The organism is Streptomyces sp. NPDC091377, from assembly GCF_044757045.1.
Lineage (GTDB): Bacteria > Actinomycetota > Actinomycetes > Streptomycetales > Streptomycetaceae > Streptomyces.
The window spans coordinates 67,675-83,429 of the sequence record NZ_JBIVUE010000029.1; the positions used below are offsets into that span (position 1 = coordinate 67,675).

Sequence of the window (15,755 nt, forward strand, 5' to 3'; positions counted from 1 at the left end):
AGTGCCCCGGTACCCGACCTGGCGACAGGCCAGGTACCGGGGCATCGGTATGCCATAGGCAAGTCCCGAGCACAGAGGAGTGGATAACGTGCAGCCACCCACCTGACAACGGCCCAGCCGAAGGGGCGGCCAACATCCGCAGATGGGACAGCAGAGCATGGTCGGGTGAGGGTCGACGCTGAGGCGCAGGCAATGGCTGGCAGGGCGCCCCGGCCGCGACGGAGATCCTGGTTCACAATCCCTGTGCCAGCCGGTGGTACGCCTGGTTCCAGCGGAGATCGCGCCGGAACTGCCTCGGGTTGGTGGTCCCGTCGATGAGGGCGAGTTCCAGGCGGAGCATCTCCGCCAGGTCGTCGAGGTGGTCGGAGGTGAGAGCGGTGCTGAGGACGGTGTGGTGCGGTCCTCCGGCCGTCAGCCAGGATTCGGTGGAGGTCCGCAGGTCGGGGCGGGGCCGCCAGACCGCGCGGGCGACCGGCAGGACGGGCAGCGGGTGAGGGGGTGCGACCACGTCGATGTCGTTGGCGATCAGGCGGAAGCGGTCGCCGAGGTCGGCGAGGCCGACCACCACGGCCGGGCCGGGGGCGGCGTCGAACACCAGGCGCACCGGGTCCTCCCGCCCGCCGATGCCGAGGGGGTGGATCTCGCAGCTGGGCCGGGCGGCCGCGATGGTGGGGCAGACTTCCAGCATGTGTGCGCCGAGAATGAGCTCGTTGCCCGGTGTCAGGTCGTAGGTGTAGTCCTCCATGAAGGAGGTGCCGCCCGGGAGGCCGGTGGCGGCCACCTTGAGGGCGCGCAGCAGGACAGCGGTCTTCCAGTCGCCCTCACCTCCGAAGCCGTACCCCTGGGCCATGAGCCGCTGGACCGCGAGGCCGGGCAGCTGGCGCAGTCCGCCCAGGTCCTCGAAGTTGGTGGTGAAGGCCCCGAAGCCGCCCGTTTCCAGGAAGGTGCGCAGGCCGGCTTCGATGCGGGCCGCGTAGCGCAGCGATTCGTGCCGGTCGCCTCCGGGCCGCAGTTCCGGCGCCAGGTGGTACAGGTCCTCGTACTCCTTGACGAGGGCAGTCACCTCGGTCTCGTCCGCGTCGTCGACGACTTCCACCAGGTCGTTGACGCCGTAGGTGTTGACGGAGACGCCGAAGCGCAGTTGGGCCTCGACCTTGTCGCCCTCGGTGACGGCCACGTCGCGCATGTTGTCGCCGAAGCGGGCGACCTTGAGGGTGGCCAGTTCGGATCGTGCGGCGGCGGCCCGCGCCCAGACCGCGATGCGTCCGGTCGTCACCGGGTCGGTGACGTGGCCGGCCACGGTCTTGCGGGGTACGCCGACGCGGGCCTGGATGTGCCCGAACTCGCGGTCTCCGTGCGCGGCTTGGTTGAGGTTCATGAAGTCCATGTCGATGGTGTCCCAGGGCAGGGCCACGTTCGACTGGGTGTGGAGGTGCAGCAGCGGCTTGCGCAGCGCGTCCAGTCCGGCGATCCACATCTTGGCTGGCGAGAAGGTGTGCATCCAGGCGATGAGCCCGGTGCACCGGTCGTCGGCGTTGGCGTCGAGGCACACCCGGCGGATGGCGTCGGTGTCGGTCAGTACCGGCTTCCACACCACGCGCGCGGGAATGCCGGAGGCGTCGGCCAGCGCGGCGGCGATCTGCCGCGACTGGTCGGCGACCTGCTTCAGCGTCTTCTCTCCGTACAGGCCTTGGCTCCCGGTGAGGAACCAGATCTCCTGGGCGGGGGAAGTTCGGCTGGGCACATGGACTCCTGAAGGTGACGTCCCGCAACGGTGGCGAGGTCGGCGGGCGGACGGGGTAGCGGGAATGAACGGCGGTGTGGGGTCAGTCCGCGGTGCGGGCCGTGTCGCGCATGTTCCTCAGGCGGTGCAGCAGACCGCCGGCGGCGAAGTGGTCGTGCAGGAGCCGGTACTCGGCGAAGAGGGCGTCGTAGGCGTCGGCTCGGGAGGCGTCGGGGGTGTAGACGGCGGGCCGCTCGCGGCCCATGGCAGCGGTGGCCGCTCGCACGTCGGGGTGCGCGCCGGCGGCCACGGCGGCGTGGATGGCCGACCCGAGGGCGGGGCCCTGGTCGGACGCGGCGAGGGAGACGGGGCGGCGCAGCACGTCGGAGTAGATCTGCATCAGCAGTTCGTTCTTGGCCAGTCCACCGGCGACGATGAACTCGTGCACCGGTACCCCGCCCGCCTGCAGGGCCTCCACGATGACGCGGGTGCCGAACGCGGTGGCTTCGAGCAGCGCGCGGTAGACGTCCTCGGGGCGGGTCGCGAGGGTGAGGCCCACGACGACTCCGGAGAGGTGGTGGTCGACGAGGACCGAACGGTTGCCGTTCAGCCAGTCGAGGGCGACCAGTCCGTGGCCGCCGACCGGCTGCCGGGCGGCTTTGCGGGTCAGCAGGGTGTGCAGGTCCTCGCCGCGTTCGTCGGCCTCGGTGAGGTAGTCCGACGGGACGCCTTGCTCCAGTACCCAGGCGAAGATGTCGCCGACCGCGCTCTGTCCGGCCTCGTAACCGTAGGCTCCCTCGACGATCCCACCGTTGACGACACCGCAGATGCCGGGAACGTCGGCGAGGACGGGAGCGTTCACGACGTGGCAGGTGGAGGTGCCCATGATGGCGAGCAGTTGACCGTCCTCGACGGCCTGGGCCGCCGCCGCGGTGACGTGGGCGTCGACGTTGCCCGCGGCCACGGCGATGCCGGGGCGCAGCCCCGTCCACGCTGCCGCCTCCGTACTGAGCGAGCCCACGCGTGAGCCCAGTGCGGAGAGGGGGAATTCGAGACGGGTGCGCGCGAAATCGGCGAACCGGGGGTTCAATGCGGCCAGGTACTCCTCGCTCGGGTAGGCGCCGTCCTGATGGATGCCCTTGTATCCGGCCGTGCAGGTGTTGCGGGACTCGGTTCCGGTGAGCTGCCACACGATCCAGTCGGCGGCCTCGATCCACCGCGCGCAGGTCTCGTAGACGAGCGGATCCTCCTCCAGGACCTGGAGGGCCTTCGCGAACTGCCACTCGGCGGAGATCCGGCCGCCGTAGCGGGCGATCCATTTCTCCCCGCGGGCGTGGGCGAGTTCGTTGATGCGGTCGGCATGCGACTGGGCGGAGTGGTGCTTCCACAGTTTGGGCCACGCGTGCGGCCGTCCGGCGAGCTCGGTCTCGGCGAGGGGGGTTCCGTCGGCCAGTGTGGGCAGGACGGTGCAGGCGGTGAAGTCGGTGGCGATGCCGATCACCGCGGCAGGGTCGATCCCGGCCGCCGCCAGGGCCTGCGGGACGGCGCGACGCAGTACGTCCCGCCAGTCCTGGGGATGTTGCAGGGCCCAGTCCGGAGGCAATTGCGCACCGCCGTGCGGCAGGCGCCGGTCGATGACGCCGTGAGCGTAGGCGTGGACCGCCGCGGCCAGCTCCTGGCCGTCGCGCACCCGTACGACCACGGCGCGGCCCGACAGTGTGCCGAAGTCGACGCCGACCGTGTACTGCTCCGATTCCTCGGAATGCGGCGTGGGCGCGACGGGACGGGGTGACGTCAAGAGAGTGCCTTTCGAGGGGACCCGTGGGGCGGGAGACGGCCCCGACAGGTGGAGTCGCCGCCCGCGATCCTGGTGGTCGGGCGGGTGATCCCTCCGCATTGTGAGCGCTAACAATCCGAGAGGCAAGGGGCCGCACGGGTTGCGCGTGAGTTCCAGTGGCGCGGCGGCGGCAACGAATGACGCCCGGCTCCTGGGAGAAGGGGCGCACGCCGGGCGGCGGTCCCGAGGAGTTCCACGAGCGCGTGTGGCGGTGCGAACCGTTCCACTCCGCGCACCGGTGTCCGCGTGCTCCTGCACAGCACCCTCGGCGAACGGGCTCTCCCCACGGGGAGGGCCGATGCCCGGGTGGTGGGGGTCATTCCCCGAGGGGAGAATTCCTGCGGGCCGTACTGGCGCGCACGATGAGCTCGGGAGCCACCACCAGGTGCGTCGACTCGTCGGTCGGGCCTTCGATGTGGTCCAGGAGCAGCCCGATGCTGGCGCGGCCGATCGAGGCGAAGTCCTGACGGATCGTCGTCAGCGGGGGCGGGAAGAACTCCGCCTCGGGGATGTCGTCGAAGCCGGCCACCGCCAGGTCCTCCGGCGTGCGCAGGCCGGCTTCCCGCAGCGCCCGGAGCACACCGAGGGCCATCTGGTCGTTGGCGACGAACACCGCGGTGAGGCCCGCTCCCCGCCCTCGTGCCGCCCGGACCCGTGCCGCGAGCTGTTGGCCGGCCTGGTATCCCGACAGCGGACTCCAGTCGCCGCGCAGCAGGGGCGGCACCTCGGCGCCGGCCTCTCGTAGCGCGTCCTCCCACCCCTGTGTGCGGGCTTCGCTCTCGAGCCAGTCGGGAGGGCCCGCGACGTGCCACACGGTGGCGTGGCCCGATGCGAGGAGATGTTCGGTGATCAGGCGGGCGCCGAGGTTCTGGTCCAGCGACACCCCCGGCAGGTCCAGGGTGTGGCCGCCTTCCACGGTGACCACCGGGCACGGTGCTTCCAATGCTGCCAGGGCCCTCACCGCGTCGCGTTGGGGAGTGACGGCGACGATCCCCTCCACGCCCCACCCGGCGAGGTGCTGCATGGCCTCGGCGAGGGCTGTCTGCGTGGCGGTCCGCAGCGTGACGGCGGACGTCAGGTAGCCGCGGTCCCGTGCCGCCTCTTGAACTCCCGCCACGGTGCTGGCGGGTCCGTGCAGAGTGGTGTTCACCGCGATGACGCCCAGCGTGTGAGTCCGGCGAGTGGCCAGAGCCCGGGCCGCCGAATTGCGGCGGTAGCCCAGCTGCTCGATGACCTGTGTCACGGCGGCCCGGGTCTTCGCGCTGACGTTCGGGTGGTCGCTGAGCACCCGTGAAACGGTCTGGTGGGACACGCCGGCGACGCGCGCGACGTCCGTCATCGTGGGCGCTCGCGAGACGTCCGGTAGCTGGGTCAACGCTCTTCCTCTCCTCGTCGAGCGGCCCTTATCGAGGTACCGAACCGGACGCGGCCCGCACACGTCTCGGACCGATCGGGAGATTATCGACAGATATCGGTATTGGCGTTCACATTATGCAGCGCTGACCACATGCTGTGGGCAGGGATCTCCTCGTACATCTTGAGATCTGTACTTGTTAGCGCTCACAATCTGGAGGCGGCTGCGGTCACGCAGCCGCGATGCCTGCGCGGCCCCCGAGAAACCGCCGCGCATGCCGGAGAGACGGTGAGTGCGTAGTGAGCGAGACCCTTCTGAAGGACCTCCGTCGCGAGGTCCTCGCGGCCAACCTGCGCATCCCGGAGGCCGGCCTGGCCACCCTCACCTGGGGGAACGTCAGCGGAGTCGACCGAGACGCCGGCGCCTTCGTCATCAAGCCGTCCGGGATCTCGTACGCCGACCTCACCGAGGAGGACCTGGTGGTGGTGGCCTTGGAGGACGGGCGGGTGGTCGACGGGCACCTCAGGCCGTCCACCGACACCGAAACCCATCGGTGCCTGTACCGGGCCTTCCCCTCCATCGGCGGCGTCACCCACACCCACTCCACGCACGCCGTCGCCTTCGCCCAGGCGCGCCGCCCGATCCCCGTGCTCGGTACGACACACGCGGACACCTTCAACGGCCCGGTCCCCGTCACGGCGGATCTCACCCCCGAGCAGTGCGCGATGGACTACGAGTACAACACCGGACAGGTGATCGTTACCCTGCTCGACGGCGACCCCCGCCGGGCCGAGGAGGTCCCCGGAGCGCTCGTCGCCCGACACGGACCCTTCACCTGGGGCGCCACCGCGAAGGCTGCGCTGGAGAACGCCATCGTGTGCGAGGCCGTGGCGGAGATGGCGCTGCACACGCTGGCACTGGGATCCCGTCTCGGGGACGCCTCCGAACCGCCGAGGCATCTGCTGGAGCGGCACTTCACCCGTAAGCATGGACCGGACGCCTATTACGGCAACACCCTTCACGCCCCGGGCCTCTGAGGCCGCGCACCACCTCGCGGCGCGCAGCGCTCGGCTCGGGTGTCGTCCGCCCGGCCGGCGCCGACGTCCCGGAGCGGCTGGCGCGACCGTCGATTCCGCGCCACCGATGCAGGTCTGCCCAGGTTGCGGTGCTGGTTGGCCTGCTCTCGCCGAGAGGTCGGTCAACTATCTTCCCTTTCCGGCGTCTTGACGGGCCGTCGGGGTGCTGTCTGAATGGGAGCGCTCCCACTCCCATCTCCCCGACCCGCGGCAGCCAGATCATCCAGCGTTCTCGGCCCTCCGTACGCCGGATCCATGAGCACCGTGTTGTCGTGCCCATTCAGGATGAAGCAAGCATCCCCGCCCACCGCGACGGCCCCGTCACCCGACGCCGACACCTCACGCGGTTCAGCTGGACCTTGCCGGGAGCTATGGGACCACCTGTTCTCCCGCCCGATGCCGAAACGGCTCCGCCAGAACTTCACGCGCTGACCCCGCCCCCCAGCTCGCCCAGCCGATGGAGCTCCGGCTGTCTCTCACGTGTTGTTGTCGCCCGTTACAGCCTCACCGATCGAATCACCCGCTGCGACCGACTTCGAGCCCGACGCCTCCACTGCTCCATTCGGCGCCGAACTACCCGGTGCGACGGTTGGGGCGGGTCCGGACACCCGATTACCGTCGCCCGTCACGGCCCTGCCGATGCTGTTGCCGGCCGCAACCGCCTGCGGGCCCGACGCCGTAGTGCGGGTCTGCGGCTGACCGGACTGAATCAACAGCGCCCGCACGGACAGAACGACCATGACGATCGCGGCGGTATCAGCGATGAAACCCGCCACCGTACCCGCGGTCCCGAGATCCTTCAGCCACAGCAGCAGCGTCAAACCCACAACGACCAGACCAGCGGCTGTCGCCACCGCCCACAACACACCCCTGCGCCAACCCGTCAGCATCCCCGCTCCTGTTCATCTCCGCTGCCATGCAGCCTCCGTGGGAACCCTGTCGCCGGCCGCCTCACGCCTCGGTCGACGGCTCGTGACGTTCCACCCCCAGTGCGCCGCGGGACCAGAAGTCCAGACTGGGAGCATCCTGCACCGTGTGCGTGAACGGGAGCCAGCGCTGGCCGCCACCGCAGTGCCGGCTGTAGACCTCGGCATCAAAGGCAGCGCGCGTGACCAGTGCCACCACACCGACCGCGTCTCCGGCGTATGCGTCATTCATCGCCGTGGCCCCGTCCCGCATCTCCGAGCCCTACGACCGGCGCAGGGTGCTGGACTGGAGCTTCGTCGCCTGGGCCGGCGGCGTGGCCGCCTCGATGCCGTTCTGGCAGTCCAGCTTCTACACCGGGCCGTTCTCGAAGGCGTATCCGGGGGCGGGCGACCTGAGCATGTTCGTCGCGGCCGGGGCGGGTGCGGTGCTGTATCTGCTGACGTACCGGCTGAAGCCGCTGTGGGTGCGCAGGCCGTCCGGAGGTTCTCTCGGCCTGGCCGCCAACGAGCCCTCCGCAGCAATCTCCTGACGGAGAATCGGGGTCGGGTTCCGCTTCTTCGGGGGTTGTACCCGGCCTTTCGGCTTGCCCGGTTCTTCGGCCTGCCCGGCCTATCGGGCTTGCCCGGCCCTTCGGAGGCTTACGAGGCCTTCCTCGGCTTGCGAGGCATTCCGTCGGCTTACGCGGAGCTTCCCTCGCTGAAATCCCCCCGAAACCCCAGGTGTGTCTACTCATATGCAACAACAGTTCATCGCAGTGGACACCCCATTGTGGCCAGGGAGGCATCATGACGACCGACCCAGCAGCGGACGCCCCTGATCTTGCCGAGCTGGTCCGCGCCGACGGCATCGAGTTCGTGCTGGCCGTCTTCGTCAACCTGACCGGCAAGCCGTGCGCCAAGCTCGTCCCGGCCCAGGCCGTCGAGGAACTGCGCGACGAGGGCGTCGGGTTCGCCGGATACGCGGCCGGCGCGCTCGGCCAGCAGCCCAGCGACCCCGACGTCATCGCCCGCCCCGACGTCTCTTCGTACACACCCGTCCCCTTCATCAAGCCCGGCCTCGCCCTCGTCCACTGCGACCCGTACGTGGAGGGCGAACCCTGGCCCTACGCCCCGCGGGTCATCCTGCGCAGGCTGCTGGAGCGGGCCGCGGCCCAGGGGCTGTCCCTGGTCGTGGGCGCCGAGGTCGAGTACTTCCTGGTCAACCGGGACGAGCACGGCGTGCTCAGCGTCGCCGACGCCAAGGACACAGCGACTCAACCCTGTTACGACGCACGCGGCCTGACTCGTATGTACGACCACCTCACCGCGGTCTCCAGCGCCATGAACGCGCTCGGCTGGGGCAACTACGCCAACGACCACGAGGACGGCAACGGCCAATTCGAGCAGAACTTCAAGCACGCCGACGCACTCACCACCGCCGACCGGGTCATCACCATGCGCTACATGGTGTCGGTGCTGGCCGAGCGGCGGGGCATGACCGCCACGTTCATGCCGAAGCCGTTCACCGACCGCACCGGCACCGGCATGCACCTGCACATGTCGCTGTGGCGGGGCGACGAGCCGGCCTTCCCCGACGCCACCGACGGGCGCGGGCTCGGTCTCTCCCCGATGGCCTACTCCTTCGTCGCCGGGATCGTCGAGCACGCGCGGGCTCTCCAGGCCGTCATCGCGCCGACGGTCAACTCCTACAAGCGCACCGGCGCCGTTTCGACCCGCTCCGGTGCCACCTGGTCGCCGCGCCTGGCGGGTTACGGCGGCAACGACCGCACCCACTTCATCCGCGTTCCCGACGGCAACCGCATCGAACTGCGCGGTGGAGACGGTGCCGCCAACCCCTACCTCGCCGCTGCCGCCGCCCTCGCCGCGGGCCTCGACGGCGTCGAACGCGGCCTCGACCCGGGCGAGCCCGGCGCGGGCGGCAAGGGCCCGGAGCTCCCGCCCACCCTCCTGCACGCCGTCGAGGCGCTCCAGGCGGACGACGTGATCAACGGCGCCCTCGACGCGGCCGGGACCGGGGTGAGCAGGTACTTCGCCGACCTCAAGCGTGAGGAGTTCTTCGACTGGCACGCCACGGTCGGCGCATGGGAGCTCGACCGCTATCTGACCGCCTTCTGAAGGGATTTGAGATGTGCGGAATCGTGGGGCTCCACCTGCGTGAGCCCTCCCTTGAACCACGGCTCGGCGAGCTGCTGACCGCGATGCTGGGGCAGGTCGTCGAACGCGGCCCGGACTCGGCGGGTGTCGCGGTCTACGGCGACCCGCGCCTGTCCCCGCCGGGACGTACCGTCGTCTCGCTGCTCGGGGTCACGCCGGCCGAGGCGGAAGCCACGCTGCCCGGTACGGTGGCCGTCGCGGCCGACGCCACCACGGTGGTGCACGCGGACGGCGACCTGCTCGCAGCCGTCCCGGCCGCGCTGCCCCACGCCACCGTCATCGGCTCCGGCACGGACATGGCCGTACTCAAGGGGACGGGAAATCCAGTGGAGCTGGCGGACGCCTTCGGGCTCGCCGCCGTCACGGGCTGGCAGGGCGTCGGTCACACCCGCATGGCCACCGAGTCCGCCGTCACCCCCGAGGGCGCCCACCCCTTCTCCGTCGGCCCCGGACAGTGCCTGGTGCACAACGGCTCCTTCGCCAACCACGCCACCATCCGCCGTGAACTGCGCGCCCAGGGAGTGAGGTTCGACAGCGAGAACGACTCCGAGGTCGGCGCGCGCTTCATCGCGCACCAACTGGAACAGGGTGCCGGCCTGGAGAAGGCTCTGCGGCTGCTGTGCGAACGCTTCGACGGCTTCTACACGTTGCTGGTCTCCACGAGCGACTCCTTCGCTGTCGTCCGCGACGCCATCGCCTGCAAGCCCGCCCTGGTCGCGGAGACACCCGAGTGGGTGGCGATGGCCTCCGAGTACCGGGCGCTGGATGTCCTGCCGGGCATAGAGAACGCCCACATCTTCGAACCCGAGCCGGAAGAGGTGTACATATGGCGACGCTGATCGACCTGGCCGAGACCCCCGTACGGGAACTCAACCAGGCCCTGCACGCCCCCGACGCGACGTCCTGGCGGGTCCTCAACCCGCGCGGCGCGCACGCCGTGGCCTGCGGGATCCGGGAGAACCTCACCGTCGACGTGGAGGGCCACGTCGGCTACTACTGCGCCGGCATGAACCAGCGCGCCTCGGTCACCGTCCAGGGCAACGCCGGCACCGGAGTCGCCGAGAACATGATGTCCGGCACCGTCCGCGTGCGCGGCAACGCCTCCCAGTCCGCCGGTGCCACCGCCCACGGCGGTCTCCTGGTGGTCGACGGGGACGCCTCCGCCCGCTGCGGCATCTCCATGAAGGGCGTGGACATCGTCGTCGGCGGGGACGTCGGCCACATGAGCGCGTTCATGGGGCAGGCCGGACGCCTCGTCGTCTGCGGCGACGCGGGCGACGCCCTCGGTGACTCCCTCTACGAGGCGCGGATCTACGTCCGGGGCACGGTCAAGTCGCTGGGCGCGGACTGCGTGGAGAAGGAGATGCGCCCCGAACATCTCGCCGAGCTGGCCGAGTTGCTGAAGGCGGCCGAGCGCGACGAGGCCCCCGCCGACTTCCGCCGGTACGGCTCCGCCAGGCAGCTGTACCACTTCAAGGTCGACAACTCGGCCTCGTACTAGACCTCGGATCCTCCTCGTATCCCAGGAGTTCAGCCATGGAACCCGCATCCCACGGCCTGCGCGAGTCGGCGACCTTCGACCGGGCCACCATCCACGCCATCCAGCGCGCCGCCGAGACCGGCATCTACGACATCCGCGGCTGGGGCGCCAAGCGGAAACTCCCGCACTTCGACGACCTGCTGCTGCTCGGCGCCTCCATGTCCCGCTATCCGCTGGAGGGTTATCGCGAGCGCTGCGGCACGGACGTCGTCCTCGGCACCCGGCACGCCAAGAACCCACTGCGCCTGGCCACCCCGGTCACCATCGCCGGCATGAGCTTCGGCGCCCTGTCCGCCCAGGCCAAGGAGGCCCTCGGCCGCGGAGCCGGCGAGGCGGGCACCTCCACGACCACCGGCGACGGCGGGATGACCCCTGAGGAGCGCGGCCACTCCAAGCACCTCGTCTACCAGTACCTGCCGTCCCGCTACGGCATGAACCCCGACGACCTGCGCGCCGCCGACGCCATCGAGGTCGTCCTCGGCCAGGGCGCCAAGCCCGGCGGCGGCGGCATGCTGCTCGGCCAGAAGATCACCGAACGGGTCGCCGACATGCGCACCCTGCCCGTCGGCATCGACCAGCGCAGCGCCTGCCGCCACCCTGACTGGACCGGCCCCGACGACCTGGCCATCAAGATCCTCGAACTGCGCGAGATCACCGACTGGGAGAAGCCGATCTACGTGAAGGTCGGCGCGACCCGCACATACTACGACGTCAAGCTCGCCGTCCACGCGGGCGCCGACGTCGTGGTCGTCGACGGCATGCAGGGCGGCACGGCCGCCACCCAGGACGTCTTCATCGAGCACGTCGGTATCCCCACCCTGGCCGCCCTGCCCCAGGCGGTGCGCGCGCTGCAGGAGCTGGGCGTGCACCGCGAGGTCCAGCTGATTGTTTCCGGCGGGATCCGGGGCGGCGCCGACATGGCCAAGGCACTGGCCCTGGGCGCGGACGCGGTCGCCATCGGCACGGCCGCGCTGATCGCGCTCGGTGACAACCACCCCAAGCACGACGCCGAGTACCGCCGGATCGGCTCCGCCGCAGGCTACTTCGACGACTACCAGGACGGCCGCGACCCGGCCGGCATCTCCACCCAGGACGAGGAACTCGCCGCCCGCCTCGACCCCGTCGACGCCGGCCGCCGACTCGCCAACTTCCTACGGGTGATGGCCATGGAGGCCCAGACCCTCGCCCGCGCCTGCGGCAAGGCCCACCTCCTCCATCTGGAGCCGGAGGACCTGGTCGCCCTCACCATCGAGTCCGCCGCCATGGCCCGTATCCCGCTCGCCGGAACCGACTGGATCCCCGGGGCGGGCCTGTGATCGCCGTCGTCGGCGCCGGACTCATGGGCGCGGCCACCGCCTGGCAGCTCGCCCGGCAGGGCCACGAGGTCACCCTGATCGAGGCGTACGGCATCGGCCACAAGCAGGGCAGCTCGCACGGCAGCTCCCGGATCATCCGGCGGGCGTACGCCGACCCCTTCTACGTCGGGCTGACCGGGCAGGCGTACGAGCACTGGCGCGAGCTGGAACACGACAGCTCGACTCCCCTGTTGCGCACCACCGGTGGCCTCGATCTGGGGGAGGGGCGCGACCCGGAGGGACTGGCCGCCGCGCTGGCCGCGGCCGGAGTGCCGTACGAACTCCTCAGCGCGGAAGCCGCAGTGGAGCGCTGGCCGCACATCCGCTTCACCGGCCCGGCGCTCTATCACCCGGAGGCGGGTGTCGTCGACGCCGACCAGACCGTCGCGGCGTGCCTGCGTCGGGCCGTCGAGCGCGGCGCGGACGCGCTGATCGGCGTACGCGTCACGGGCATCGATGTGCGGGACAAGGGCCTTGTGCGCACCGACGACGGTCGCGAAATCACCGCCGACACCGTGGTGATCGCTGCCGGTGCCTGGCTGCCGGACCTCCAACTGCCCGTTCCGCTGCCGCCGCTGAGCGTCACGCAGCAACAGGTCTTCCACTTCCCGCAGCGGGAGCCGCAGGTGCAGTGGCCGATCCTGGTCTCCAAGGACGAGTCGATGCAGGTCTTCGGTCTCCCGTCCGGCGCCGACGGCGGCCCGCTGCCCACCATGAAGGTCGCCGAGCACGACCGCGGCACCCCCACCACCGCCCGCACCCGTGATGGCGTCGTCGACCCGTTGTCGCGTACCCGGGTGAGCGACTTCGTCCGCGACCGGCTCCCGGGCCTCGGGCCCGACCCGGTGGCCGAAGCGACCTGTCTCTACACCACCACCCCCGACGAGGACTTCGTCCTCGACCGCCACGGCCCGCTGGTCATCGTCTCCCCGTGTTCCGGCCACGGCGCCAAGTTCGCCCCGCTCATCGGCGCGATGGCCGCCGACCTCGCCACCGGCCGCCCCGAGCCGCCCCCGCGCTTCCGCCTGCAACGCACGGCGTAGGATGCGCCGGTGACCGAGCACCCCGAACCCGCAGCGGACTCCGGCTCCGACTCCGACGACAAGACGCTGGAGCGCATCATCGCGATCCGGGCCCGTGAGTACCGGCAGGCGGCGGGGCTGTCGGTCGGCGAGATGGCGCAGCGGGTCGGTATCTCCAAGGCCATGCTGTCGAAGATCGAGAACGCCCAGACCGCGTGCAGCCTCACCACGCTCTCCCGGCTCGCGCGCGGTCTGGACGTCCCGGTCACCGCCCTGTTCCGAGGCATGGACGACGAACGCGAGGCAGTCTTCGTCCCCGCCGGGCACGGCGCCCGCATCGTCCGGCGGGGCACCCACGTCGGCCACGAGTACGCCCAGCTCGGCTCACTCCGGGGCGCCCACAAGCGGATGGACGCCCTGCTGGTCACCCTGACCGAGTCCAGCGAGGTCTTCCCGCTCTTCCAGCATGCCGGCACCGAACTCCTCTACATGCTCGAAGGCGTCATGGTGTACGGCCACGGGAGATCCAGCTACACCCTGCGCCCCGGCGACGCCCTCCAGTTCGACGGCGAGGCCCCACACGGCCCGGAACGGTTGGTCGAGTTGCCGATCCGCTTCCTGACGGTGACGGCATTCGGGGACAGTCCCCAGCACTGAAACCCGGCCTTAATCAGCCACACGGCTGTCCTGTAACACACCCCCTGTCTACTGCGGTGAAATGAAGTTTCCTCCTGTTGGACTTCTCCGCGGAGCGTGCGCATGGACACCGGAAGTACCGCTTGGATGCTCGCCAGCACGGCCCTCGTCTGTCTGATGGTGCCGGGCCTCGCGCTCTTCTACGGCGGCATGGTCGCCGCCAAGAGCGTCCTGAACATGATCATGATGACCTTCGGGTCCGTCGCCCTCGTCGGCTGCATCTGGGTCGTCTACGGCTACTCGGCCTCCTTCGGCGACTCGATCGGAGCCGCCGGAATCCTCGGTGACGTCTCCGAGTACTTCGGCCTGAGCGGCGTCATGAAGGACGACCCCGAGGCCGTCATCCCGCTCTCGGTCTTCGTCGCCTTCCAGGCCCTGTTCGCGGCGCTCACCGCCGCCCTGATCTGCGGTGCGATCGCGGACCGCATCAAGTTCGGCGCCTGGATGGCCTTCACCGGCATCTGGGTGACGCTGGTCTACCTGCCGGTCGCCCACTGGGTGTTCGCCTTCGACGGCAAGGGCGTCACCGGTGGCTGGATCGTCAACACGCTCGGAGCCATCGACTTCGCCGGCGGCACGGCCGTCCACATCAACTCGGGTGCGGCGGCCCTGGCCGTGATCCTCGTCCTCGGCAAGCGCATCGGCTGGAAGAAGGAGGGCGGCGCGGAGCGGCCCCACAACCTGCCCCTGGTGATGCTCGGCGCCGGCCTGCTGTGGTTCGGCTGGTTCGGCTTCAACGGCGGCTCCGCGCTGACCTCAAGCAACGCCGCCTCCGTCGTCGTACTGAACACCTTCGCCGCCACCTGTAGCGCGATGCTCGGCTGGCTCCTCGTCGAGAAGATCCGTGACGGCCACTCCACCAGCCTCGGCGCCGCGTCCGGTGCGATAGCCGGCCTGGTCGCCATCACCCCGTCCTGCGGCGCGGTCTCCCCGGTCGGCGCGCTCGTCCTCGGCGCGATCGGCGGCGCGGTGTGCGCCCTGGCCGTCGGCCTGAAGTACAAGCTCGGCTACGACGACTCCCTCGACGTCGTCGGCATCCACCTCGTCGGCGGCGTCACCGGCACCCTCCTGGTCGGCGTCCTCGCCACGGCCGACGCACCCAACGGCGTCGACGGCCTCCTCTACGGCGGCGGCCTCTCCCTCCTCGGCAAGCAGGCTGTCGGCGCCTTCGCGGTACTGGCCTACTCCTTCGCGGTGACCTGGCTGATCGCCAAGGCGCTCGACAAGACGATGGGCCTGCGGGTCCGACCCGAGGTCGAGCAGGAGGGCGTCGACGTCCACCTGCACGCGGAGAGCGCCTACGACCTCAGCCACTCGCCGACCACCGCCCCGACCCCCGAGCCCGCCACCGCGGGATAGGGCCGGCTCCCCCTCCGCCTCCCGGACGTCGCGGGCCCGTCCGGGAGGACTGCAGCCCGGGAGCAGGTCAGTGCGGGCGCGCCCAGGGCTGGGTGCCCGGTGGCCCTGGAGGACACCGGGTGCCGGGCTGCTGGCCCTGGCGAGTTGCGCCGTCCCCTGATGATCGGGGCGGTTGGGGGGCTGGCGCTCTGCGAGTCGCGCCACCGTGCTCTCCAGTGGGCGAGGGACGAGGCCGCGGACGTCGAAGAAGCTGAGGCAGCACTGCCCGAGGACACCCCGCCGGCCGACCTGGTCCGCCTGGCCAAGATCCGCTGGCGCATCGAGCACGACTACCGGGAACTCAAGCACGGCCTCGGCCTGGACCACTTCGAGGGACGTTCCTGGAACGGCTGGCACCACCACGTCACCCTGGTCACCGCCGCCCACGGGTTCCTCGCCGAACAGCGCCTGGCCCCAAAAGCCGATACAGCCAACTCACCCTCTACCAGATCCTCGACGCCATCCAGGACCTGCTGAACTGCTGGACCGGCACCTGCACCACCTGCCACCGCCCCCTGCCCTGAACACCCGCCACCAGCCCAAACCCAAGAGCCTGAGCAACCTAACGGAGTCCTACTAGCTAGGGGGTGTCCGCAATGTCGGTGGGTCGTTAGCCCGTTCGTGGTGCGTCGTCATGAAGTGACTGATCAGGCGTGGGCGGTGATCGGGCCTTT

General features: G+C 70.4%; 14 protein-coding genes and 1 pseudogene. 10 read left to right on the forward strand and 5 right to left on the reverse strand.

What is annotated here, in order from left to right:
• Window positions 1–232: 232 nt before the first annotated feature.
• The 3 genes from araA to ACIQNG_RS36970 form a co-directional block, all read right to left on the reverse strand.
• On the reverse strand, window positions 233–1,744 hold the full coding sequence (araA, locus tag ACIQNG_RS36960; protein ID WP_401491363.1) for an L-arabinose isomerase: 1,512 nt from the start codon (window positions 1,742–1,744) through the stop codon (window positions 233–235).
• A gap of 82 nt (window positions 1,745–1,826) precedes the next feature.
• On the reverse strand, window positions 1,827–3,521 hold the full coding sequence (locus ACIQNG_RS36965; protein ID WP_401491365.1) for a ribulokinase: 1,695 nt from the start codon (window positions 3,519–3,521) through the stop codon (window positions 1,827–1,829).
• A 355-nt stretch (window positions 3,522–3,876) separates the two neighbouring features.
• Window positions 3,877–4,899, reverse strand: coding sequence for a LacI family DNA-binding transcriptional regulator (locus ACIQNG_RS36970; RefSeq protein WP_401491397.1), 1,023 nt, complete (start codon window positions 4,897–4,899; stop codon window positions 3,877–3,879).
• A gap of 314 nt (window positions 4,900–5,213) precedes the next feature.
• Between ACIQNG_RS36970 and araD the strand changes: the two genes are divergently transcribed.
• A complete protein-coding gene (gene araD / locus ACIQNG_RS36975; protein ID WP_401491367.1) occupies window positions 5,214–5,951 on the forward strand; it encodes an L-ribulose-5-phosphate 4-epimerase AraD in 738 nt (245 codons plus the stop codon).
• A 515-nt stretch (window positions 5,952–6,466) separates the two neighbouring features.
• Here the strand turns inward: araD and ACIQNG_RS36980 are convergent.
• Together ACIQNG_RS36980 and ACIQNG_RS36985 are read right to left on the reverse strand one after the other, a co-directional pair.
• Window positions 6,467–6,880: a hypothetical protein gene (locus tag ACIQNG_RS36980; protein ID WP_401491369.1), complete on the reverse strand. Its 414-nt coding sequence runs from the start codon at window positions 6,878–6,880 to the stop codon at window positions 6,467–6,469.
• A gap of 61 nt (window positions 6,881–6,941) precedes the next feature.
• Window positions 6,942–7,148: a hypothetical protein gene (locus ACIQNG_RS36985; protein WP_401491371.1), complete on the reverse strand. Its 207-nt coding sequence runs from the start codon at window positions 7,146–7,148 to the stop codon at window positions 6,942–6,944.
• A gap of 4 nt (window positions 7,149–7,152) precedes the next feature.
• On the opposite strand from ACIQNG_RS36985, the gene ACIQNG_RS36990 reads away from it, so the two are divergent.
• The 9 genes and pseudogenes from ACIQNG_RS36990 to ACIQNG_RS37030 all read left to right on the forward strand — a co-directional run.
• Window positions 7,153–7,446 (forward strand): hypothetical protein, encoded by a 294-nt coding sequence (locus tag ACIQNG_RS36990; protein ID WP_401491373.1) that lies wholly within the window; start codon window positions 7,153–7,155, stop codon window positions 7,444–7,446.
• Window positions 7,447–7,702: 256 nt separating this feature from the next.
• Window positions 7,703–9,031 (forward strand): type III glutamate--ammonia ligase, encoded by a 1,329-nt coding sequence (glnT, locus tag ACIQNG_RS36995; protein WP_401491375.1) that lies wholly within the window; start codon window positions 7,703–7,705, stop codon window positions 9,029–9,031.
• Window positions 9,032–9,042: 11 nt separating this feature from the next.
• A complete protein-coding gene (locus ACIQNG_RS37000; protein WP_401491377.1) occupies window positions 9,043–9,909 on the forward strand; it encodes a glutamine amidotransferase family protein in 867 nt (288 codons plus the stop codon).
• A complete protein-coding gene (locus ACIQNG_RS37005) occupies window positions 9,897–10,571 on the forward strand; it encodes a glutamate synthase (RefSeq protein WP_401491379.1) in 675 nt (224 codons plus the stop codon). The genes ACIQNG_RS37000 and ACIQNG_RS37005 overlap by 13 nt, the downstream gene beginning before the upstream one ends.
• A 35-nt stretch (window positions 10,572–10,606) precedes the next feature.
• Window positions 10,607–11,926 carry an FMN-binding glutamate synthase family protein gene (locus ACIQNG_RS37010; RefSeq protein ID WP_401491381.1) on the forward strand — a complete coding sequence of 440 codons (1,320 nt, stop codon included), beginning with the start codon at window positions 10,607–10,609 and terminating at the stop codon, window positions 11,924–11,926.
• Window positions 11,923–13,008, forward strand: coding sequence for an N-methyl-L-tryptophan oxidase (gene solA, locus ACIQNG_RS37015; protein WP_401491383.1), 1,086 nt, complete (start codon window positions 11,923–11,925; stop codon window positions 13,006–13,008). Before ACIQNG_RS37010 ends, solA begins: the two co-directional genes overlap by 4 nt.
• A 9-nt stretch (window positions 13,009–13,017) precedes the next feature.
• Window positions 13,018–13,644, forward strand: coding sequence for a helix-turn-helix domain-containing protein (locus tag ACIQNG_RS37020; protein ID WP_401491385.1), 627 nt, complete (start codon window positions 13,018–13,020; stop codon window positions 13,642–13,644).
• Window positions 13,645–13,746: 102 nt separating this feature from the next.
• Window positions 13,747–15,042, forward strand: coding sequence for an ammonium transporter (locus tag ACIQNG_RS37025; RefSeq protein ID WP_401491387.1), 1,296 nt, complete (start codon window positions 13,747–13,749; stop codon window positions 15,040–15,042).
• 261 nt (window positions 15,043–15,303) lie between these two features.
• Window positions 15,304–15,558 (forward strand): annotated as a pseudogene (locus ACIQNG_RS37030) (transposase); the annotation flags it as partial.
• Window positions 15,559–15,755: the final 197 nt, after the last annotated feature.